Below are 21,980 nucleotides of genomic sequence, written 5' to 3'. Positions count from 1 at the left end.
TGTTGTAAGCGCGCGTCATCTGATCGACGTCCGCGTTGGGTCAGTCGCTCCCGGGACGCGGCCGGCAGCAGGTCTAGCCATGTCGGCTGTTCCCCCGAAAGCGGAAGTAAAACCAGAACATTGGCATCTGCCTCTGGTGCCGCGACGGGCGGGCTACGCCCGCCCTCTTGGACGCTGGGCCTGAGCCCAGGCGGCGGCAACGTCACGCGGCGGGACGTCGATGCGCCGGATCGGCGTCAGCTCCCCGGAGGCGGAGATGATGGCGGTCTCCTCGCGGCGGCAGCGCGGGCATACGAAGCGGACCTCGTGCGGCGACGCCGACCAGCTCGACCGTTTTACGTTGGCCGCCATCGGCCATGCATCGCAATGTGAGCACGACACCAGGAACCGGCCGGGATCGAGCATACCCATTCGATAGGACTCCGCATCCTGCCCGCCCCTTCAATGACTAGCCCGTGCGAATCGTTCCGGTGCCCCCGCACCGTCAGCCTTCGGCTCGAGGAAGCTGCGCCGCTCAGTGGGCGCCCTTGAGCGTGCATGACGTACTGCAGGTGACGGTATTGCCGTGGTCGCACGCCTTGCAGGCGGCAACGCACTGGTTCATGTCGCGTGGATTGTAGGAGCTGTAGGTCCGTATCGCGCAGACCGGGGTCGAGCCGGTGACGTCCTGCTCCTGGTTGCAGGCCGCCGTCATGAGCGCGAAGATGAGGACTGCAAGAAGGCGCATGGGATTGCCCTGGTAAGGAGCGGCAAAGCGACGTCAGCGAGGTACGCTGCACCGCAACGGACCTCGGCATTCCCACTGCGAGCAATCGTGAATCGTGACGCTCGCATCTCCAGGATGCGCGCCAAACATTAAGAACAACTTGCAGCCGGCCTCAGGCCGCGGCCCTGGTCGCGAGCGCCTGACGCATATCCGCCGCCAGCTGGCGGTACTGCTCCGAAAGCTTCAGATAGAACTCGCGCTTCCTGCTGTCGGTGGCGAGCTTGGCGATCAGCTCGCATTCGGCGGTGAGCGTCTCGAACCGCTCCAGCCTGTCCTCAAGTTCTGTCATCGGCGTATCCCCATCAAACGCCTCAAGGACACTCAAACTAAACTTAGGAAATAGGTCACGGCGAACATCGTTATGGAGTAGAATCAATTTTCGTTGGCACGGGCGGCATAGTGACCCCGCGGCAGCTTACTTCTGCTCCAGCCGCCAGGCGCCGTCCCAACCCTGGTCCGGCGGATCGGTCTCGAACTGCGCTATGCGGGCGAGCAGCGTGCGCGAGGGGCCATCGCCGGGAACGGCTTCGAGCGCCGCGTTGAAGGCGGCGCGGGCGTCGTCGAAGCGCTGCGCGCGATAGGCGGCGAGGCCTTCGGCATAGTGCGAACGCAGACTCGCTTGCGGGACGCTGAGCCCGTGCGCCTTGCCCATCACCTCGAAAATGGCTTGCGGCAGGCTCTGGCCGGCGACCGTCAGGCGATCGATCTCGCGCAGCTCGCAGGTCGAGCCGATCGCGTCCGCCGTCGCCTGTGAGATCATGATGCGGGTGCCGTAGATCTTGTTGACAGCCTCCAACCGTGAAGCGAGGTTCACAGCGTCGCCCATCACCGTAAAGCTCATCATCAGCTCGGAGCCGATGCTGCCGGTCAGGACCTCGCCGGTGGCGATGCCGATCCGCAAGTCGCACGGCGCCGGCATGGTGCGGATGCCGAGCAGGTCCGGCAACTGCTTCTGGAGCGCGGGCACCTGGTCGGCCATGTCGATGGCGGCCAAGCAGGCGAGCAGCGCCGGCTCGTCCTCCTCGACGAAGGGAGGGCCCCAATAGGCCATGATGGCATCGCCGATATATTTGTCGATGATGCCGCGATTGTTCCTGATCGGGCCGGACATCACCGTGAAATAGTGATTCATCACCCTGACGAGGCCGCGCGGGGTCATGCCCTCGCTCATCGAGGTGAAGCCACTCATGTCGCAGAACATGATGGTCATCACCCGGCGCTGGCCGTCGATGGCGACCTCCGGCCGGTCGATCAGTCCCTGCACCACCTTGGGGTCGATGTAGCGGCCAAAAGTTTCGCGGATGCGCTCGTTATGGCGCAACTGCTCGATCATGCGGTTGAAGGCCGCGGCAAGCTCGCCGATCTCGTCCTGCGTGGAGACGGTGATGGTCTTGTCGAACCGGCCCGCCTCGACCTCGCGGGTGCCGGCCAGCAGCAGCCGTACCGGGCGCGTGATGCCGCTGGAGACCAGGAGCGCAAAGGCAAATCCGACGATCGCTGCGAGCAGGGTCACGATGCCCGACACGATGATCGCCTGGCGCTGCTGGCCGATCACCTGCGATGTCGACACGAAAACCTGCGTCAGCATGTCGGCACGGATCGCATCGATTTTCAGATTGAACTGGTCGCGCAGCCCGTCGATGTGCTCCAGCGTGCCGCGGGCCTCCGCCATCTGCCTGGCGTCGACCTGCTTGAGGAGCTTTCCGTGATCCTCGTTCAGATCGCGGCGCAGCTCAGTGACGGCGGTTTCGATCCGGATCTCGATCCGGGCCAGCGCGGCATTGTCGGACGGAGTTCTGGGATCGTCGATGATAGCGTTGATCAGCGTGCGTGCGCTCTCGGCCTCCTCCTCGATCCTGCGGTCGGTTTGCTCGAACTCGCGAAGGCGCGCGGCATAGCCCTCTTCGTCCGACGGCGACTGCATCTTGGTCATCACCATGCGCCGCAGCGCCAGCGCTCGTTCCAGCGATCGGATGTTGGCGCGCGCGAGGTGCCCGTAGGCCGGGATGTAACGGTTGGTCAGTTCGTCAAGCAGGACCCCGACCTGGCTCGACATCACCATCGACAGGATCGAGGTGACCAGCATCAGGACGATCAATCCGAGGGCGATGCCGACGATCTTGCGCCGGATCGACTGGTTGAAAAGCAGCATGGAATTCGGGGCAAAGGCTCAAAGGACGGTTTTGGGGAACCCTCAATACACCGGATTCGATCACGGGAACACGCGCAATCTACCCCCTTCCTGGCGTCCTGAACCGTGCGCAACCGTTGCGCGAGCCCTATTTCGTTCGTAAGAAAGGTTAAGGGTGCTGCCCTTTCTGCAAGTTCCGGAAGTTCCCTCTCTCAATCCGGTATTTTGCCGCATTGTTGAAACAGCGTGAGGAATGCGAGACGATGCCGCGTCATCGTTCTAGATGTCGTCTTTGATTCTCAAGCCGCATGTCGTCGCGGACCTTGGTTTGTAGTGGTTTCGCAGGGGGACCATCGAATGAACCAGTGCCTACGCTCGCTCGCGTGTGTCGTTGCCGTGGCCGCTTTGGCCTTGATCCCTACCGGGCTGGCCGCGAAGAGCAGTCACAAATCGTCCGCGTCGAAGAAGACGCATGAGGCGAAAGCCGGCAAGACGCGCCATGCTGCGGTCAAGTCGCGCCATGGCAAACACGCCGAGGCCAAACGCAAATCGAAGAAGCAGGACGACGAGCCGTCGGACAAGCCGGCGCCGCCGCCGCCGCCGCTCACCGGCGACCTTGCCGCGCTGAAAGACGCCATCAATCTCGCGCGCAAGGGCAAGACCGAGGATGCGAGCGCGGCCCGCGACCGCATTGCCGATCCCGCCGGACAGAAGCTCGCCGACTGGTTCATGCTGCGCCATTCCGAGAGCACGGCGAATTTCAAGCGCTACGCGGCCTTCGTCGGAGCCAATCCGGACTGGCCGAGCAACGCACTGCTCCGCCGCCGCGCCGAGGCCCGGCTATGGCAGGAGAGGAGCGATGCGGCGACCGTGCACAAATTCATGATGGACCGGCCGACCAGCGCCAAGGGCAAGTTCGCGCTCGCCCGCGTGCTGCTCACCGAGGGCGAGGCCGACAGGGCCGCTCGCCTCGTGCGCGAGGCCTGGCGCACGGACGAATTGTCGGAGCGCAGCGAGGAGGATTCCTACGAGGCGTTCCGCGATCTCCTGACTGCTGACGACCATCGCGCCCGCATGGACAAGCGCCTTGGCGCCAAGGACTATGCCAGTGCAAGGCGTGCAGCCAAGCGACTCGGCGAAGATGCGCTCGCGATCGTGAAGGCCTGCGCCGCGGTCACCGGCAAGGCCAACAAGGCCAAGGACTATCTCGAGGACGTCTCAGCCGAGGCGCGCCGCGATCTCGGCTATGTGCTTTGCCGCGCACAGTGGCATCTCCAGAACGACCGCATCGACGACGCCGCCGAAGTGATTCTGGCCGCCGCGCCCGACACGATGGCGGCGCAGGACACCGATGCCTGGTGGCGCGAGCGCCGCCTGCTCGCGCGAAAGCTGCTCGACCAGGGCAAGTTCAAGGCGGCCTATGACGTGGTGCGCACGGCGGCCGTGCCCGCGATGGAAGTCTATCGCGTCGACTACCACTTCATGTGCGGCTGGATCGCGCTGCGCTATCTCGACGATCCCAAAGCGGCCATTGTCCATTTCGCCGCGATCGACGAAGGCTCAGCCAATCCGATCGCGCTGTCGCGGGCGCATTACTGGCGCGGCCGCGCGGCGGAGGCGTTGGGGGCAACGGCGGATGCGCGCATGAGCTATCAGGCCGCCGCGCGCTATCCAACAGCCTATTACGGCCAGCTCGCACGCGCCAGGCTCGGCCTCGACCAGATCGAGCTGCGCCCGCCCTCGCCCGTGCTGGCGGCCGCCGATACACAGCCCGCGGACGAGCGCGTACGCGCGGCCGACATGCTCTACGGCATCGGCGAGCGCGACGTGGTGTTTTACTATGCCGAGGATTTTGCCAGGGAGAGCACCGACGTCGCAGCCCTCGAAGCGCTCGGCGAGCTCGCCGGCCGGCGCAACGATGCGCGCGTGATGCTGGAGGTCGGCAAGTCGGCGCTGGCGCGCGGGCTTGCGCTCGATCATTACGCCTTTCCGACCATCGGCATTCCCGAGCACAAGCAGGTCGCGCCCGCGATCGAGACCAGCGTGATCTATTCGGTGGCACGCACCGAAAGCTCGTTCGACCAACGCGACAAATCTGCCGCCAACGCGGTCGGGCTGATGCAGGTGACGCCGGAGGCGGGCCGCGACACCGCAAAGCGCTTTGGCCTGACCTATGACTGGGACAAGATGGTCTCCGATCCCGTCTACAACACGCAGATGGGCGCGGCCGAGCTCAGCGCGCTGCTGTCGGAATATCGCGGCAACCAGATCATGACCTTCGCCGGCTACAATGCCGGCCGCGGCCGAGTGCGTGAATGGGTGCAGGCGCGTGGCGATCCGCGGGACCCCAAAGTCGATCCGGTCGACTGGGTCGAGCGCATCCCGCTGTCGGAGACGCGCAACTACGTCCAGCGCGTGATGGAGAACGTGCTGGTCTATCGCGCGCGGTTCGAGGCAAGCGGCATAGCCACGGCGAAGTCCGAGCAGCGCGTTAAGACGCACGAAGTCAGCGCGGCAGCGGCCGCAGCCTCCGCGCCCTAGCTTCGCAACGCCGGGGCTGGACGCGGCGCGAAGCTGGATGCAGTGACTGCGGCCGACCACTCTGCGCGGCCCGCATCGTTCGGCTAGCCGTCACCTCCTTCCGTGGTCAGAAGGTTCGTGCGCGCGCAGAAATGATCCCGTCAGCGCTGGCGAGAGCGCGCCGACGGGATGAGAATGTACTTCCCGTCTTCCCGGCGTCGCGCGTAGACCCTGCCGTCGACGTATCGCACCTCGGTCGGCAAGCAATCCGCTTTATTGCAGCAGCTGAGCGCCGGACTGTCGGGCATATGCCAGCTGGAATAGAATTTCTCGTGCAGGAGCTGATCCTGGAGCGGATGATGACGGTGTGCACCATCCTGTCCAACCTCCTCGGCCTCCACTCCCGTTATCGACGGAAGCGGCAGCGCGATCATCAAGAGGAGGTTGCAAGCACGGTTCAGCACGCAGCCTCCTGCAGAATTGGCGAATGGAGCGGATCGAGCGGCTAATCCTCATGCCGCCTGACATCGGAACAACCATCGGCGGTCGCGTTCGCGGCGCGCCCTGAAGCGATCGAGACATTTTCTGGAGCACAGCGGGGTTCGCCAGGAATAATATCGGATCAGGCCAAACTTGCCGCTGCAGACAGCGCAACCTTTTACGGCAGGACCGCGCTCGGAGTGTTCAGGCGTATCGCACATCATGCTCTCCTCCCGGCTTCATGGTCGTGGCTTCGCTCGTACGCTGACGCAGGGCCATCCACGCTCGTTCGTGAATGCAGCCTTCATTCGTGACCAGCCAGTCCTGCGGCAAGTCTGGCAACGGACGCAGAGCTATGAACCGCACATCGACCAATCGCCGGCTTGTGTCTTGCACATCGCGTCTCCTCAATGTTTGTGAGACTAATCCGCATGCAACGGACCGATCAATTGTACGGAGGTAAATGTGCCCTATGACTTGGGATGCGCGAGCTATACGTAGGTTTGTCCCGTAGTTCTTCGGACCTTCGCCGCACCTTCGCACGAGACGGCGCCAGACCGGCGGGCTGCACGGCTGCCGCGAGTTGCGGCGCGCAGCTCTACTTTGGGTCGGAGGGAATTGCTCCCGTTGTTGCAAAGTGCTCTACTTGCTTCGATCCCAGCGAGCCGGGACGCCTGCGATGATGCCTGGCCAAATCGCGAAATTTGGGAATTCGGCCGCGCAATTGTTGCTCGGCGGCCTCGCAGCGCTTCGATCTTTCGGCAACGGCGAGAAGGACAGCACCGCGGTCGAAGATGACTCGCGACAACACACCGTCGATCTACGCGACGCCGTGAAGCAGTGGCGCGAGGTGTTCGAGCACAATCCGGTCATGTACTTCATGGTCGATCCGGCCGGAACAGTGCTCAACGTCAACACATTCGGCGCCGCACAACTGGGCTACACGGCGGCCGAGCTGATTGGCCAGTCCGTGCTCAACGTCTTCTTCGAGGAGGACCACGATTTCGTTCGCCGATGCGTAGCGTTGTCCCTGGAAACCTTGGACCAGCCGCATACCTGGGAGATTCGCAAGTTCCGGAAGGACGGCTCGGTTCTTTGGGTCCGTGAGAACGCCAAGGCGATGCTGCGCGGCGACGGCACGCCGATCGTGCTGGTTGCCTGCGAAAACATAACCCAGCGCAAGGAGGCGGAGGATGCGTTGCGCCAGAGCGAGGCCTACCTCGCCCAAGCACAGGAACTGAGCCGCACCGGCAGCTTCGGCCTGAACATCGCAACAGGTGCAATTGTCTGGTCAAGGGAAACCTTTCGCATCTTCCAATGCGACCTGACGGTGAAGCCGACCTTGGATTTTGTTGTTCAGCGCATCCATCCGGAAGATCGCGATGCGGTCAGCAAGACCCTCGATCGTGCCGCCCGCCGAGCAGCGGATTTCGACCATGAATATCGCCTGCTGATGCCGGATGGATCAGTCAAATATCTCCATTCCGTGGCACGCGCGGTAAGACATGGACCCGGGCTCATCGAATTTGTCGGGGCTGTCACCGATGTTACGGTTGCAAAGGAGGCGGAACAGAGGCTGCGTCGCAGCGAGGCCTATTTGGCCGAGGCCCAGCGGCTCAGCCATACAAGCAGCTGGGCCTGGGATGTGCGTCGTCAGGAGTTTGCCTACCGATCGGCTGAACTCTACCGCCTGTTCGGATTTGACCCGGGCCAGATCGACTTACCTGCACGGGCTTTCCAGCAACGCATCCTCCCGGAGGATTTCCAACAGATCGTCGGGGTGGAACGTCAGGCCGTCCGGCGAAGGGAACCCTTCGAAATTGACTTTCGCATTGCGCGCCCGGACGGCTCGATACGACGTGTCCATACCGAGGGACTTCCTGTTGTCGGCAGCGACGGCGAAGTGATGGAGATCATCGGCACGCACGTGGACGTCACCGAGCAGGTCGCTGCAAAAGAAGCACTGCAAAAGGCATTTGATGAACTCAAGACATCCGAGCAGCGATTCCGCGACTATGCTGAAACGGCATCCGACTGGTTTTGGGAGACCGGACCGGATCACCGCATCACGCGGATATCGGAACACGCCGATACGGCCAGTGCTGCGCCGTCGGGATTGATCGGCCTGACCCGTTGGGACATTCGGCCCGACGCCGAGCTCGAGCCGGGCAAATGGGAGCAGCATCGCGCGGCGCTCGACGCCCACCTCCCATTCCGCGATTTGGTCTACCGCGGTAGAGATCGCAATGGATCTCCAATTTACGTGCGCACCAGCGGCAAGCCCTTGCATGACGCGGACGGCCATTTTCTCGGCTATCGGGGCGTCAGCAGCGATGTGACGGCGGCGATCCGCGCCGAGCAGGCGGAAGACGCGCTACGCAAAGCGCAAGCCGAGCTTGCCCATGTCACGCGCGTCACGACACTCGGCGAACTCACCGCCTCGATTGCCCACGAAATCAACCAGCCTCTTGCCGCCGTAATTTCCAATGCGGATGCCTGCATCGGGTGGCTCGGCCGCGACCCGGCTAATCTGGATGCTGCGCGCCGTTCCCTGGAATGGATTGTCGAAGACGCCAATCGGGCTAGCGAGGTGATCCGCCGGATCCGGGCGCTTGCGAAGAAGACCGAGATCGAGATGGTTCCACTCGACATCAATCAGGTCGTCAGGGAGGTGATGGCTCTCGTTCGGCGCGAGCTCGCTATCCATGCGGTGACGGTGCGGATGGAGTTGTCGTCCGGCCTGCCCAAGATTTGCGGCGATCGGATCCAGCTTCAGCAGGTGCTGATCAATCTTGTCATGAACGGGATCGAAGCCATGCAGGCCAATGTCGACCGCCCGCGCGAACTGGCGATTTGCTCCAGGCGGGCTGACGAGGACGGCGACGGGCACCTGCTCCTGACCGTGACAGATCGCGGTGTCGGCCTTGGCAGCGATGTGACAGACCGCATCTTCACGCCGTTCTTCACCACAAAGTCGAGCGGCCTGGGGATGGGACTATCGATCTGCCGATCGATCATCGAGGCTCACGCAGGCCGGCTTTCGGCGTTCTCCAATGAGGGGATCGGTGCAACATTCCAGATTGCCCTGCCCTTCCCACACGAGGACATGTCGTGACTGACCACGACAAGCCAACGCCGCAGGCACAGGCGAGCGCCGATGATCCGATCGTCCTAGTCGTCGATGACGATCCGTCGATGAGACGTGCGCTCACCAATCTCTTTCAATCGGTCGGCCTAAGGGTGCAGGCCTTCGGCTCAGCGGCGGAGGTGATGGAAGCCAAGCCGCCGGCGGTCCCCAGTTGCCTTGTGCTCGACATTCGCCTGCCCGGCTCGAGCGGCTTCGACCTCCAGGCGGACCTCGTGAAGGCCGACATTCGCACGCCGATTATCTTCATCACCGGTCATGGCGATATCCCCATGACAGTCAGGGCCATGAAGAGTGGCGCCATCGATTTTCTGACCAAACCGGTGCGCGACCAGGACATGCTGGATGCGGTCCAGGCTGCGATCGAACGGGATCGCAGGCGGCGCGATGCCGAGAAGTCGGTGTCAAGCGTGCGGACTCGCTTTGAAGGCTTGACAGCGCGTCAGCGCGACATCCTCGCCCTGGTTGCGTCCGGCCTGATGAACAAGCAAGTCGCTGCCGAGCTTGGATTGGCTGAGATTACCGTCAAGATCTATCGCGGGCAGATCATGCGGAAAATGGGCGCGAAGTCATTGGCCGATCTCGTCAGAATGACCGAGGCGCTCGGAATCCCACGTCCAAGGGGAAACGTGCAAACCTAAGTATGCTTTTCAAGCTCGCTCCGAGGGCCCATTTTCCGGTGGGCGCTGCACCATGATCGGCGGCTTCCCGATCAGGAGCAATCATCTTGTCAGTCCCCTCGGTCATTTCCGTCATTGACGATGATCCATCGGTCCGCCTCGCGACGAACAATCTCCTGACGTCGCGGGGATACACCGTTTGTGTCTTTGGCTCCGCTCGCGAATTTCTCCAATCGGCCGAACTGAAGACGACGTCCTGCGTGATCGCGGATGTGCAGATGTCGGTCATGAGCGGCGTTGACCTATTGATGCATATGCGCGGCCTTGGTCATCACACGCCATTCATCTTCGTGACGGCCTTTCACGACGATGCCGTACGCGACCGCGCGCTGGAAGCTGGCGCCATCTGCTTTCTCGCGAAGCCGTTTTCGACGCCGGCTCTGATCGAATGCCTCGAGACGGCCCTGTCGGGGCCCGGTGAAGCCAAGACGTAACGCGGCCGCGCGTGGCCTGATAGTTCCTCGGGGTGCGATTTGTCGGTGTGGCCGCATGCGAAGAGGCAAGGCGCTCAATCCACCTTGATGTTGGCGGCCTTGATGATCGGCCACCATTTGGCGATCTCGGCCTTCTGTCGCGCACCGAGCGCTTCGGGCTTGAGCTGATCCTGCGGCGTCATCTCCAGGCCCTGGCCTTCGAGCTGCTTCTTCACGGCGGGATCGCCCAGCGCTTCGACCGCGGCCGCGTTGAGCCTGGTGACGATCTCCTTCGGTGTGCCCTTCGGCACCCACAGGCCCGACCACAATGTCATGTTGAAGCCTTTCAGCCCCGCCTCGGCTGCCGTCGGGATACCCGGCGCTGACGAGAGTCGCTTGTCGTCGGTGATGGCGTAGGCGCGGATCGTGCCGGCGCGCACCTGGTTGATGGAATTGGAGGTCTGATCGATGATGACGTCGATCTGGCCGGCGATGAGATCGTTCAGTGCGGGGGCCGTGCCGCGATACGGCACGTATTGCAGCTTGGTGCCGCTGACGCTCTCGAAATAGACGCCAGCGATATGGCTGCCGGAGCCCGCGCCGGCGGTGCCGGCGGTCGGCGGCGACGGCCGCGACTTCAGCCACTCAATGAGCTCCTTCAGCGAGGCCGCGGGCACCGCGTTCTTGCTGACGACGATCATCGGATTGCTCGGCAGCAGCACCACGGGCTCGAGATCGGCGACGAGGTCGTATTTGAGCTTGTAGACGGCACCGTTGGCGACGTGGGTGCCGAGATGACCGAAGGAGATCGTGTAGCCGTCCGGCGGCGATTGCGCGGCGCGGCCGACGCCGATCGAGCCGCCCGCGCCGGTGACATTCTCGATCACCAGCGGCTGGCCGAGCGTCACCCGCATGCGCTCGGCGAGCACGCGCGCCATCGCGTCCGACGGGCCGCCGGCGGCGAAGGGAACGATGATGGTGATGGGATGCGAGGGATAGTCGTCGGCGCGCGCGGCGCCGATAGCAGCGAGAATACCGATCAGCCCGGCCCGGATGGCCTTCATCATTATCATTGTCTTCTCCCCAGCGTTTTCTTTTTTCTTTACTCTCCCCGCTTGCGGGGAGAGGTCGAATTGCGAAGCAATTCAGGTGAGGGGGAGCCTCCGCAAATTCAGCTGTCACCTTCCCCGCGGAGACTCCCCCTCACCCAACCCTCTCAGCGCGAGCGAAGCTCGTCGCGCCCCGCAAGCGGGGCGAGGGAGAAGCAAGTCAGAACTGCGTGTAGTCGATCGGCTTGTGGCGGTCGAGCGTGCGCGTGACCGGCGGCAGCGGGTACTTCAGGCCGGTCGCGCAGTTGAACAGCATCACGCGGTCGGTTTTGCCGACGCGGCCGTCGGCGAGGCTCTCCTTGTAGGCGGCGTAGGTCGCGGCGCCCTCGGGGCAGAGCAGCAGCCCCTCCTCGCGCGCGACTTCGTTCAGCGCCGACGAGATCTTGTCGTCGTCGACAGCGATGGCAAAGCCCTTGCTCTCGCGCACCGCGCGCAGGATCAGGAAGTCGCCGATCGCCTGCGGCACGCGGATGCCGGAGGCGATGGTGTGGGCGTCCTCCCAGCGTGTCGCGTGCTCGGTGCCGGCGTCATAGGCCCGCACCATCGGCGCGCAGCCAGAGGCCTGCACCGCGACCATGCGCGGGCGCTTGCTTCCGATGAAGCCGATCTTCTCCAGCTCGTCAAAGGCCTTCCACATGCCGATCAGGCCGGTGCCGCCGCCGGTCGGATAGAAGATCACGTCGGGCACGTCCCAGCCGAGCTGCTCGGCGAGTTCCAGACCCATCGTCTTCTTGCCTTCGATGCGGTACGGCTCCTTGAGCGTGGACGTGTCGAACCAGCCGATCTTGGCTTTGCCCTCGCCGACGATCTTGCCGCAATCGTCGATGTAGCCGTTGACGCGATAGACGGTCGCGCCCTGGAGCTCGATCTCGCTGACGTTCACCTCCGGCGTGTCGGCCGGACAGAAGATCGTGGTCTTGATTCCGCAGGAGGTCGCGTAGGCCGCGAGCGCCGCGCCGGCATTGCCGTTGGTCGGCATCGCCATGTGCTTGATGCCGAGCGCCTTGCCCATCGACACCGCCATCACGAGGCCGCGCGCCTTGAACGAGCCGGTCGGCAGGCGACCTTCGTCTTTTACAATGATCTCGCCGCCGCCAAGCCTGGCGCCGAGCTTCGACAGCCGGATCAGCGGCGTCGTGACCTCGCCGAGCGAGACGATGTCCTTGCATTTGCGCACGGGCAAGAGTTCGCGGTAGCGCCACATGTCGCCGGGACGCTGGGCCAGCGCATCCTTGGTCAGCGCCTTCTTCACGCCCGCGAGGTCGTAGCGCACCAAAAGCGGCTTGCCGGCCTTAGAGAGGTTGTGCACCTGGTCGGCCGCGTAGTGATCGCCCTCCATCGCGCATTCGAGATGGCTGACGAAGGTCGGACGTTCGATGGTCAGGTTGTCGTTGTCGTGCATGGGTTCATCCCTATTCTTGTTCTCGTGTTCCACTCTTAATCAGCCTGAGGCGCCCTTCATGCGGCGCAACGCGCCGTATGAAGGGCCTCGAAGGGCGACGAGCCCGGCTGCATCTCGGCCGTTCATCCTTCGAGGCTCGCTCCGCGGTGCAAATGCACCGCGCCGCTCGCGCCTCAGGATGACGGATCGGCCCGTCCGGATCTCATCCCTTAGATATTCAACACCCTTCCATAGGCATCCAGCACCGCTTCCTTCATCATCTCCGACAGCGTCGGATGCGGGAAGACCGTGTGCATCAGCTCTTCTTCCGTGGTCTCCAGGTTCATGGCGACGACGTAGCCCTGGATCAGCTCGGTCACCTCCGCGCCGACCATGTGGGCGCCGAGGAGCTGGCCGGTCTTCTTGTCGAAGATCACCTTGACCAGGCCCTGGTCTTCGCCGAGCGCAATCGCCTTGCCGTTGCCGACGAAGGGGAAACGGCCGACGCGGATCTCGCGGCCGTTCTCCTTGGCCTTGGCTTCAGTGAGGCCGACAGAGGCCACCTGCGGCTGGCAATAGGTGCAGCCCGGGATCAGGTTCTTATCCATGGGATGCGGATGCAGGCCCTTGATCGCCTCGACGCAGATCACGCCTTCGTGCTCGGCCTTGTGCGCGAGCATCGGGGGACCTGCAACGTCGCCGATCGCGTAGATACCGGGGATGTTGGTCTTGCCGTAGCCATCGATCACGATGACGCCACGGTCGGTTTTGACACCGAGCTTCTCGAGTCCGAGATTCTCGATGTTACCGACCACGCCGACCGCGGAGATCACACGCTCGAACTCGGTCGTGACAGGCTTGCCCTTGCCGTCATCGATGGTGGCGACGACGCTGTCGGCCTTTTTCTCAAGCTTCGTCACCTTGGTCGAGGACATGATCTTGATGCCCTGCTTCTCAAGACGCTTGCGGGCAAGACCGGCGATCTCTGCGTCCTCGACGGGGAGGATCTGCGGCAGCACCTCGACCACGGTCACATCAGAGCCCATGGTTTGGAAGAAGGATGCGAACTCGATTCCGATCGCGCCGGAGCCGACGACCAGCAGCGACTTCGGCATCCGCTCCGGCACCATCGCTTCAAAGTAGGTCCAGATCAGCTTCTTGTCAGGCTCGAGCCCCGGCAGCACGCGCGGCCGCGCGCCGGTCGCGACGATGATGTGCTTGGCCTGATAAGCCCCCTCGCCCAGCGCGCCCTTGGGCCCCTCAACGTCGGACTTCTTCACGGTGACCTTGCCGGGTGCGTCGATCGAAGCGGCGCCCCAGATCACGCTGACCTTGTTCTTCTTCATCAGAAAGCCAACGCCGTCGTTCAGCCGCTTCGAGACACCGCGCGAGCGCTGCACCACGGCTTTTGGATCGAACGACACGTTCTCCGCCGACAGGCCGTAATCCTTGGCGTGCTGCATGTAGTGATAGATCTCGGCCGAGCGCAGCAGCGCCTTGGTCGGGATGCAGCCCCAGTTCAGGCAGATGCCGCCCAGATACGACTTCTCGACAATCGCGGTCTTGAGACCGAGCTGTGCGGCGCGGATCGCCGTGACATAGCCGCCGGGACCGGAGCCGATGATGATGACGTCGAAGGATGTGTCGGCCATGGCGGCTCCCATTCCACTGAAATTCGTAGGGTGGGCAAAGCGAAGCGTGCCCACCGCCCTCTAACGCTTATGAAATAAGGTGGGCACGGCGCCTCGCGCCTTTGCCCACCCTACGTATTCACCGTTCTCGGCTCACACCATCATCATGACGGGATTTTCGATCAGCTGCTTGAACGCGCCGATCAACTCGGCCCCGAGCGCGCCGTCGATGGCGCGGTGATCGCAGGAGAGCGTCACGCTCATCATGTGCGCGATCTCGATCTTGCCGCCGCGCACGACGGGGCGCTCCTCGCTGGTGCCGACCGCGAGGATGGTGGCATGCGGCGGATTGATCACGGCGGTGAAGTGGCTGATGCCGAACATGCCGAGGTTGGAAACGGCCGTGGTGCCGCCCTGGTACTCTTCCGGCTTCAGCTTGCGCGAGCGGGCGCGGGCGGCGAAATCCTTCATCTCGTTGGAGATGGTCGAGAGCGTCTTGGTCTCGGCCTTGCGGATGATCGGCGTGATCAGACCGCCGGGCATCGCCACGGCGACGCCGACGTCGGAATGATGGTGCTTGACCATGCCGGATTCGGTCCAGCTCACATTGCAGTTCGGAATCCTCTGGAGTGCGACCGCCATCGCCTTGATGACGAAGTCGTTGACCGAGATCTTGTAGAGCGGCTTCTTCTCCTTGTCTTTCGGCGCGGCGGCGTTGATCTCCTCGCGCGCGGCGAGCAGCTTGCCGATGTCGCAGTCGATGGTGAGATAGAAGTGCGGGACGTTCTGGATCGACGCGGTCAAACGTTGGGCAATGGTGCGGCGCATGCCGTCATGCGGGACGACATCGTAAGAGCCGGGCTCGAACAGCGAAAGGATCTGCTTGTCCGACATGGTCGGCGCGATCGAGGGCGCACCGGACGGCGCCGCCGCCGGCGCCTTGAGACCCTTGCCGGATTTGGCCTGCTCGACGTCGCGCGCGACGACGCGGCCATGCGGGCCGGTGCCGGCGACCATCGCAACGTCGATGCCGGATTCCCTGGCGAGACGGCGCGCCAGCGGTGATGAGAACACACGGCCGCCATGGCCGTTGCTCTGCGCAGCCGGAGCCGCGGCCTGCGGCGCCGGAGCAGCCGCGGGTGGCGGTGCGGCTCTTGGTGCAGCGGGCGTGGGAGTCGGCGCAGCAGCGGGAGTCTCAGCAGCTTTCGGAGGTGCGGCCGAGGCGCCGGGCTTTGCAGCACCTGCCGCCTTCACGTCCTCTCCTTCTCCAGCCAGCACCGCGATCACGTCATTAACCGGAACGTCCTGCGTGCCCTCGGGCACGAGGATCTTGGCGATCGTGCCCTCGTCGATGGCTTCGACCTCCATGGTCGCCTTGTCGGTCTCGATCTCGGCAATGACGTCGCCGGATTTGACCTTGTCGCCTTCCTTCTTCAGCCACTTGGCGAGGTTGCCCTTCTCCATCGTTGGCGAGAGAGCGGGCATCAGGATGTTGATGGGCATGCTGACCTCACGAAGAACTTTTCAAAACGTCGCCCTCGAAGCGAAGACGAACTGACCAGGTTTAGTTGCCGATGTCGCCTTGCCAGAGGCGCTCATTGGCAGGGATCGAACGCCAATTCTTCATCATGGTGATGGAGCGGTCGTCGGCAAGATCGATCCAGGGGATGCCGAACTTGTCGAGGATGTCCTTGGAGCCCGGGAAGGTGACGGATTCCCCGATCACCACCAGCTGAACCTTGAACAAAGCGAGCGCGCCGGCACACATCGAGCATGGCGACAGCGTGGTGTACATGACGGTGTCGTGGAACGAGATCACGCCGGCTTCGCGCAGGCAGCTCATCTCGCCGTGCAGGATGACGTTCTTTTCCTGCACGCGGTTGTTGTGGCCGCGGGCGATGATCTCATTATTGCGCGTCAGCACGGCGCCGATCGGCAGGCCGCCCTGCGCGATCGAAGCCTCCGCCTCGCGGATCGCCTCCAGCATCAAATCGAAATGATAGGGCTCGATCGCCACCGTCAGTGTCCCTTCCCGCGCGGCGTCGTGGTGCCGGTGTCCGTGGGACGCTCAATCTCCGCCTGGAACATCTCCAGGATCCGGTTCATGGCGTCTTCCTCGGTATATTCGCTCTCGCGCGCATAGGCACGCGCGGCATGACGGGCGAGATCAACGAGCAAAAGGCCCCACATGTCAGGTTCGTCGAAGGCACGCTGGAACGCCATCGACAGCCCGCCGTCCAGCACGAATACGCGCAGGATCTCGACCGCATCATCGCGGGCGAGGACGTCGGGTGGCAATGGCTGCTCCTTCGGACCCGCCATGGCCTACCTGTAGCAGACGGCTTTGGCGGCCTCGACCACTTCGGCCGCGGATGGTAGCGCGAGCTTCTCCAGGTTCGCGGCATAGGGCATCGGCACGTCCTTGCCGGAGACGCGGGCGACAGGCGCATCCAGATAATCGAACGCATTTTCCACGATGCGCGCAGCGATTTCGGCGCCGACGCCGCTCTGCGCCCAGCCCTCTTCCACCGTGACGGCCCGGCCGGTCTTCTTGACCGAATTGACGATCGTTTCGGTGTCCATCGGCCGCAGCGTGCGCAGGTCGATCACCTCGGCCTCGATGCCGTCCTTGGTGAGCTCCTCGGCGGCCTTGAGCGCATAGCTCATGCCGTTCGACCAGGAGATGATGGTGACGTGGCTGCCGGCGCGCACGATGCGCGCCTTGCCGATCGGGATCACGAAGTCATCGAGCTTCGGCACCTCGCCGGTGTGACCGTAGAGCATTTCGTTCTCGAGGAAGATCACCGGATTGGGATCGCGGATCGCGGCCTTGAGCAGGCCCTTGTAATCCGCGGCCGAGAACGGCGCGACAACTTTGAGACCCGGGACGTTCGAATACCAGGACGAGTAATCCTGGCTGTGCTGGGCGGCGACGCGCGCCGCGGCACCATTCGGGCCGCGGAACACGATCGAGCAGCCCATCTGGCCGCCGGACATATAGAGCGTCTTGGCGGCGGAGTTGATGATCTGGTCGATCGCTTGCATGGCGAAGTTGAAGGTCATGAACTCGACGACCGGCTTCAGCCCGGTCATCGCGGCGCCGACGCCAATGCCGGCAAAGCCGTGCTCGGTGATCGGCGTGTCGATGACGCGCCTGGCGCCGAATTCCTGGAGCAATCCTTGCGTAACCTTGTAGGCGCCCTGGTATTCGGCGACCTCCTCGCCCATCACGAAAACGTCGGCGTCGCGGCGCATCTCTTCGGCCATGGCGTCGCGCAACGCTTCGCGGATGGTCTGCGTCACCATCTCGGTGCCGGCGGGCACCTCAGGATCGGGTTCGGCGACGACCTGCGGCGCGGACGGCGCAGTCTTCGGCGCGGGCGCCTCGGCCTTTGCGGGCGCAGGGGCTGCGGATTCGGCGGCCTTCTGCTGCTGGGCAGGCGCGGGCGTCTTGGCAAGATCGGCCGCGCTCTCGCCATCGGCCAAGATCGTCGCGATCGGCGTGTTCACGGCAACGTCGGCGGTACCCTCGGGAATCAGGATCTTGCCCAGCGTGCCTTCATCGGTCGCCTCGACCTCCATGGTAGCCTTGTCGGTCTCGATCTCGGCGATGACATCGCCCGACTTGATCGTCTCACCCTCTTTTTTCAGCCACTTGGCGAGGTTGCCCTTCTCCATCGTGGGTGACAACGCGGGCATCAGCACTTGAATTGGCATATCGACTCCAAAAGAAAGCTTGCGCGCGTTCAGCGGTAAATGTCGGTCCAGAGCTCGGCGGCATCCGGCTCGGGATCATGCTGGGCAAAGTCGGCGGAGGCATTGACGATTTCGCGCACCTCGGCATCGATCGCCTTCAGATCCTGCTCGCTGACCTTGGCGGCCAGCAGGCGGTTGCGCACCTGCTCGATCGGATCCTGGTCGTGGCGGACCTTTTCGACCTCCTCGCGCGTTCTGTACTTTGCGGGATCGGACATCGAGTGGCCGCGATAGCGGTAGGTCTGCATCTCCAGGATGAAGGGGCCCTTGCCGGCGCGGCACCAGGCCGCCGCCTCGTCGCCCGCGGCCTTCACGGCGCGGACGTCCATGCCGTCGACCTGCTGGCCGGGAATGTTGAAGGAGGCGCCGCGCTTGGAGAAATCCTGCTGGGCCGAAGCGCGCGACACCGAAGTGCCCATGGCGTAGCGATTGTTCTCGATGACGTAGATCACCGGCAGCTTCCACAGCTCCGCCATGTTGAAGCTCTCATAGACCTGGCCCTGGTTGGCCGCGCCGTCGCCGAAATAGGTGACGCTGACATTGTCGTTGCCGCGATAGTGATTGGCGAACGCGAGACCGGTGCCGAGCGAGACCTGCGCGCCGACGATGCCGTGGCCGCCGTAAAAGTGCTTCTCCTTGCTGAACATGTGCATGGAGCCGCCCTTGCCCTTGGAATAGCCGCCGCGACGGCCGGTAAGCTCGGACATGACGCCGTTGGCCTCCATGCCGGTGGCGAGCATATGGCCGTGATCGCGATAGCCGGTGATGACCTGATCGCCCAGCTTCAGGGCCATCTGCATACCGACCACCACGGCCTCCTGGCCGATATAAAGATGGCAGAAGCCGCCGATCGCGCCCATGCCGTAGAGTTGGCCGGCCTTTTCCTCGAACCGCCGGATCAGGAGCATGTCGCGGAGCGCCTTTAGCTCCTGCTCCCTGGTGAATTCCGGGGGCGAACCGCCGTCGGTCTTGTCCTGTGGAGTGCTTGCGGCGGCTTTCTTGGGTGCGGCCATGGGAATTCCGGGTCAGAGAAAACTTTCGACCTCTCTAACCCAGTTCAAACGCGCGCGAAAGCACTGCAGCGGCATGACACGACTTTCATTATGCCGCACTGCAATGTGATCGAAATATTGCAAAATCTTTGGCGTCGGTGGGGCAACAAATTTAACCACAGGCGATTCGCCGTGCCACGCCTTGGAAGCGCGGCGCCGGTCAGCGCCCGTCTGCCGGAGCGAGCGGCGCCAAAATGACGCCGCCCGTTCCTGCCCGATCAGAAGAAGCCGAGTTTCTTCGGGCTGTCGCTGACCAGAGATTCTTGGTCTGCTGGTAATGATCGAGCATCATCTTGTGGGTCTCGCGCCCGCGTCGGCTCCTCAAGCCGGTCCCAACTCGCAATGATGGCGATTGGGGAAAAGCAGCTCAGTGCGCGTTCAGATCGAACCGCTTGAGCTTCCTGTGCAGCGTGGCGCGGCTGACGCCGAGGGCACTTTTCCCCGATCGTCATTGCGAGCGAGTTACGACACGCCTGCCGAATTTCGGCAGCGGCTGTCGATGCCGATTTCGATATAGCGGAAGGCGCTATTTCGCCGGGATCATGCGAACGAGATCATGCGGATTGACATAGTCGAGCTGAAAGCGCGCCCGCTCGTCCAGCATGTCCGGATCAATCCTCGATGTGCGCAGCAACGAGACGCGCTGCTCGCTCCTGGCACGCTCGCGCTTGAGCTGGGCGAGTTCGCTTGTCAGCGCGACGATCTCCTGATCGAGTTCCTGGCGGGCGTTGAGGCCGTATTTGCCGGTGTAGGCGTTGACGCCGAAATAGCCGACGATGGCGGCCGCCATGACATAGAGGGCAAGGCCGGTCAGGATCGATTTCAGGCGCGCACGGGAGACCATCTTGGGAAGATGCGACAGGCTGGTTAAGGGAGTGCTAATTTCGGCCTAACCGCCCCGCCCAATCATGTCACCAGATCCACATGATGAGGAGGCCGCGCAGCGGCCGTCTCCGGACGATGCTTCGCATCGCCGGGAGAACGATGAAGGCGCGGCTGTCGCCTGCGGCCATCCTTTGAGACGACCGTTCCGCGGTCCCCTCCGGATGAGGACTTACGATGTGGCCGCGGCACAATAAGCCTCAGCCGTGGTGCTTCGCAACGTGCGCGGCGAAGGCGTCGATATAGGCCTGAAGCACCGGCTTCAGGGAATCCTTGGCCAGGTTGCCGTCCGAATCGAAGGCGTCGCCGACCGCATTCAGATAGGCTTCCGGCTGCTGCATGATCGGGCCGGAAATGCCCGGCAGGATGTTCTGCAGCGTCTTGGCGGCGCTGACGCCGCCGAGCGGGCCCGGCGAGTTGGAGATGATGCCGACCGGCTTGCCGTTGAAGGAGCTCTTGCCGTAGGGCCGCGAACCAACGTCGATGGCGTTCTTCAGCACGCCCGGGATCGCGCGGTTGTATTCGGGGGTGACGAAGATGACGCCGTCCGACTTCTGCAGCTTTTCACGGAAGGCCAGCCAGTCCGCGGGCGGCGCGCCCTCGAGGTCCTGGTTGAAGAACGAGATGCCCGCCGGGGTGATGACCTCGAGCTTGAGCGAGGCCGGCGCGAGTTTTGCGAGCGCGTTGGCGAGCTTCAGCGAAAAGCTGTCCTTGCGCAGGCTGCCGGCGATCGTGACGATGTTATAGGCCATGGGATGTCCTCGAAATCTTCAGCGGGAATGCCGGGTCGGCACTTAAGCCATCTCCACGGATGGATGCAAGTGCATGAACCGGTCCGATTTGGAAACGCAGCGTTTCTGAAACGATTGCCAAAACAATCAGGCCGCCAAGCGGCGGCCTGATGTTTCCCGGAATCGGCTGATCCGGATCAGATCGTCGGATTCCACGCCGACGGGATCAGGCGATACTTGGCGCCTTCCTTCTCGACATGACCGACCGAGGGGAAGGTGAAGTGGAAGCCGATCACGGTCGCCTTCTCGGCTGCCGCCATGTCGTAGAATTTGTGGCGCGTCTCCTGCGCCAGCGCGGCATCGGTGTCGAACACCACATGCCAGTCCGGATTGCGCAGGAAGAATTCCGGAATGTTGGTGACGTCGGACTGGATCAGCACCTTGGCGTCGCCCGAGGCGACCGCGAACGAGGTGTGGCCGGGGGTGTGGCCCGGCGTCGCGATCGAGGTGATGCCCGGCGCGACCTCCTTGCCCCACTCATACTTCGTCACCTTGGATTCGAGACCGGCAAAGGTCTTTTTCACGTTGGCGAAATAGTTCTTCATCATCGGATTGGACTCGGCCTTGGCGGTGTTGTCCTCGCTGGTCCAGAATTCCCAGTCCTTGCCCGGCACCATGATCTCCGCGTTCGGGAAGGCGAGCGCGCCGTCGGCGAGGCGGATGCCGTTGGTGTGGTCGGGATGCAGATGCGAGAGCAGCACGATGTCGATGCTCTTCGGATCGACGCCGGCAGCAGTGAGGTTTTGCAGCGTGCGGCCGACTGCGCCCTTGCTGGGCTCGAGATTGGCGACACCGTTGCCGGTGTCGATCAGCACGAGCTTGGAGCCGGTGTTGATGAGCTGCGGATTGAACGGCACCGTGACCATGTCCTTCGGCATGTAGGCCGCCTCGCCCGCGGCCAGCGCTTCCTCCTTCGGCGCGTTGACGACGAATTTGTCCGGCATCGGGAAGGTGCGCGCACCGTCATTGATCGATGTGCACTCGTAGCTGCCGACCTTGTAGCGGTAGAAGCCCGGCGCCTGCGTCCCGGCTTGCGGCACTGCGGCATTGGCGGCGGTCGGTCCAAGCCTGGTCACGGCAGCCGCACTGAGCGCGGCGGCGCCTGCGAGCAAATGGCGGCGATTGAGATCGGTCATGGAGAGGTCCCCTTCTGAGCGCCCTGCGGCTTTTCCGCTTTCAAATGGCGGCGGAATAATCTCCCGCTTCGCTCAGAAGGCAAGACCTCTTTTGCGTGACGTGCCGT

Annotated in this window: 20 protein-coding genes; 4 read left to right on the top strand and 16 right to left on the bottom strand. The window is 63.4% G+C overall.

Features of this window, described 5'->3' with window-relative positions; genetic code table 11:
• Nucleotides 1-153 precede the first annotated feature (153 nt).
• The 4 genes from IVA80_RS08005 to IVA80_RS07990 form a co-directional block, all read right to left on the bottom strand.
• Nucleotides 154-411 carry a hypothetical protein gene (locus tag IVA80_RS08005; protein WP_247427659.1) on the bottom strand — a complete coding sequence of 86 codons (258 nt, stop codon included), beginning with the start codon at nucleotides 409-411 and terminating at the stop codon, nucleotides 154-156.
• 103 nt (nucleotides 412-514) lie between these two features.
• Nucleotides 515-727: a hypothetical protein gene (locus IVA80_RS08000; protein ID WP_247427656.1), complete on the bottom strand. Its 213-nt coding sequence runs from the start codon at nucleotides 725-727 to the stop codon at nucleotides 515-517.
• Between the two features lie 151 nt (nucleotides 728-878).
• A complete protein-coding gene (locus tag IVA80_RS07995) occupies nucleotides 879-1,055 on the bottom strand; it encodes a hypothetical protein (protein ID WP_247427653.1) in 177 nt (58 codons plus the stop codon).
• A 126-nt stretch (nucleotides 1,056-1,181) separates the two neighbouring features.
• On the bottom strand, nucleotides 1,182-2,918 hold the full coding sequence (locus IVA80_RS07990) for an adenylate/guanylate cyclase domain-containing protein (RefSeq protein ID WP_247427650.1): 1,737 nt from the start codon (nucleotides 2,916-2,918) through the stop codon (nucleotides 1,182-1,184).
• 336 nt (nucleotides 2,919-3,254) lie between these two features.
• Here IVA80_RS07990 and IVA80_RS07985 point away from each other — a divergent pair, with 336 nt between their 5' ends.
• Nucleotides 3,255-5,438, top strand: a complete 2,184-nt coding sequence (locus tag IVA80_RS07985; RefSeq protein ID WP_247427647.1) for a lytic transglycosylase domain-containing protein — start codon at nucleotides 3,255-3,257, stop codon at nucleotides 5,436-5,438.
• A gap of 140 nt (nucleotides 5,439-5,578) precedes the next feature.
• Here IVA80_RS07985 and IVA80_RS07980 read toward each other — a convergent pair whose 3' ends face one another.
• Entirely contained in the window at nucleotides 5,579-5,881 is a 303-nt protein-coding gene (locus IVA80_RS07980) for a hypothetical protein (protein ID WP_247427644.1), read from the bottom strand.
• 695 nt (nucleotides 5,882-6,576) lie between these two features.
• Here IVA80_RS07980 and IVA80_RS07975 point away from each other — a divergent pair.
• The 3 genes from IVA80_RS07975 to IVA80_RS07965 all read left to right on the top strand — a co-directional run bounded on the left by IVA80_RS07975 (nucleotide 6,577) and on the right by IVA80_RS07965 (nucleotide 10,156).
• Nucleotides 6,577-9,012 carry a PAS domain-containing sensor histidine kinase gene (locus tag IVA80_RS07975; RefSeq protein WP_247427641.1) on the top strand — a complete coding sequence of 812 codons (2,436 nt, stop codon included), beginning with the start codon at nucleotides 6,577-6,579 and terminating at the stop codon, nucleotides 9,010-9,012.
• Nucleotides 9,009-9,683 carry a response regulator gene (locus tag IVA80_RS07970; RefSeq protein WP_247427638.1) on the top strand — a complete coding sequence of 225 codons (675 nt, stop codon included), beginning with the start codon at nucleotides 9,009-9,011 and terminating at the stop codon, nucleotides 9,681-9,683. The genes IVA80_RS07975 and IVA80_RS07970 overlap by 4 nt, the downstream gene beginning before the upstream one ends.
• Nucleotides 9,684-9,769: 86 nt before the next feature.
• The gene (locus tag IVA80_RS07965) at nucleotides 9,770-10,156 is read left to right on the top strand and encodes a response regulator (protein ID WP_247427635.1); all 387 of its coding nucleotides are present in this window, start codon (nucleotides 9,770-9,772) and stop codon (nucleotides 10,154-10,156) included.
• Nucleotides 10,157-10,230: 74 nt separating this feature from the next.
• On the opposite strand, the gene IVA80_RS07960 is transcribed toward IVA80_RS07965, so the two are convergent.
• The 11 genes from IVA80_RS07960 to IVA80_RS07905 form a co-directional block, all read right to left on the bottom strand.
• Nucleotides 10,231-11,202 (bottom strand): tripartite tricarboxylate transporter substrate binding protein BugD, encoded by a 972-nt coding sequence (locus tag IVA80_RS07960; RefSeq protein ID WP_247427910.1) that lies wholly within the window; start codon nucleotides 11,200-11,202, stop codon nucleotides 10,231-10,233.
• A gap of 202 nt (nucleotides 11,203-11,404) precedes the next feature.
• Nucleotides 11,405-12,646 (bottom strand): threonine synthase, encoded by a 1,242-nt coding sequence (locus IVA80_RS07955; RefSeq protein ID WP_247427632.1) that lies wholly within the window; start codon nucleotides 12,644-12,646, stop codon nucleotides 11,405-11,407.
• Nucleotides 12,647-12,855: 209 nt separating this feature from the next.
• The gene (gene lpdA, locus IVA80_RS07950) at nucleotides 12,856-14,277 is read right to left on the bottom strand and encodes a dihydrolipoyl dehydrogenase (RefSeq protein ID WP_247427629.1); all 1,422 of its coding nucleotides are present in this window, start codon (nucleotides 14,275-14,277) and stop codon (nucleotides 12,856-12,858) included.
• A 132-nt stretch (nucleotides 14,278-14,409) separates the two neighbouring features.
• Complete coding sequence (locus tag IVA80_RS07945) at nucleotides 14,410-15,759, bottom strand: pyruvate dehydrogenase complex dihydrolipoamide acetyltransferase (protein ID WP_247427626.1); 1,350 nt, start codon at nucleotides 15,757-15,759, stop codon at nucleotides 14,410-14,412.
• 61 nt (nucleotides 15,760-15,820) lie between these two features.
• On the bottom strand, nucleotides 15,821-16,273 hold the full coding sequence (locus tag IVA80_RS07940) for a nucleoside deaminase (protein WP_247427623.1): 453 nt from the start codon (nucleotides 16,271-16,273) through the stop codon (nucleotides 15,821-15,823).
• Nucleotides 16,274-16,275: 2 nt separating this feature from the next.
• Entirely contained in the window at nucleotides 16,276-16,578 is a 303-nt protein-coding gene (locus IVA80_RS07935) for a DUF5076 domain-containing protein (protein WP_247427620.1), read from the bottom strand.
• Between the two features lie 3 nt (nucleotides 16,579-16,581).
• Nucleotides 16,582-17,973 (bottom strand): pyruvate dehydrogenase complex E1 component subunit beta, encoded by a 1,392-nt coding sequence (locus tag IVA80_RS07930; RefSeq protein ID WP_247427617.1) that lies wholly within the window; start codon nucleotides 17,971-17,973, stop codon nucleotides 16,582-16,584.
• 29 nt (nucleotides 17,974-18,002) lie between these two features.
• Nucleotides 18,003-19,025, bottom strand: coding sequence for a pyruvate dehydrogenase (acetyl-transferring) E1 component subunit alpha (gene pdhA / locus IVA80_RS07925; RefSeq protein ID WP_247427612.1), 1,023 nt, complete (start codon nucleotides 19,023-19,025; stop codon nucleotides 18,003-18,005).
• 565 nt (nucleotides 19,026-19,590) lie between these two features.
• On the bottom strand, nucleotides 19,591-19,908 hold the full coding sequence (locus tag IVA80_RS07915; protein ID WP_247427609.1) for a septum formation initiator family protein: 318 nt from the start codon (nucleotides 19,906-19,908) through the stop codon (nucleotides 19,591-19,593).
• A gap of 238 nt (nucleotides 19,909-20,146) precedes the next feature.
• Nucleotides 20,147-20,698: an NADPH-dependent FMN reductase gene (locus IVA80_RS07910; RefSeq protein WP_247427605.1), complete on the bottom strand. Its 552-nt coding sequence runs from the start codon at nucleotides 20,696-20,698 to the stop codon at nucleotides 20,147-20,149.
• A gap of 176 nt (nucleotides 20,699-20,874) precedes the next feature.
• Nucleotides 20,875-21,873: an MBL fold metallo-hydrolase gene (locus IVA80_RS07905; RefSeq protein WP_247427603.1), complete on the bottom strand. Its 999-nt coding sequence runs from the start codon at nucleotides 21,871-21,873 to the stop codon at nucleotides 20,875-20,877.
• Between the last annotated feature and the right edge of the window lie 107 nt (nucleotides 21,874-21,980).

The organism is Bradyrhizobium sp. 139 (assembly GCF_023074175.1).
Taxonomy (GTDB): domain Bacteria; phylum Pseudomonadota; class Alphaproteobacteria; order Rhizobiales; family Xanthobacteraceae; genus Bradyrhizobium.
The sequence above is the reverse complement of the archived record's forward strand: the minus strand, read 5'-3'. Positions and strand labels throughout refer to the sequence as shown.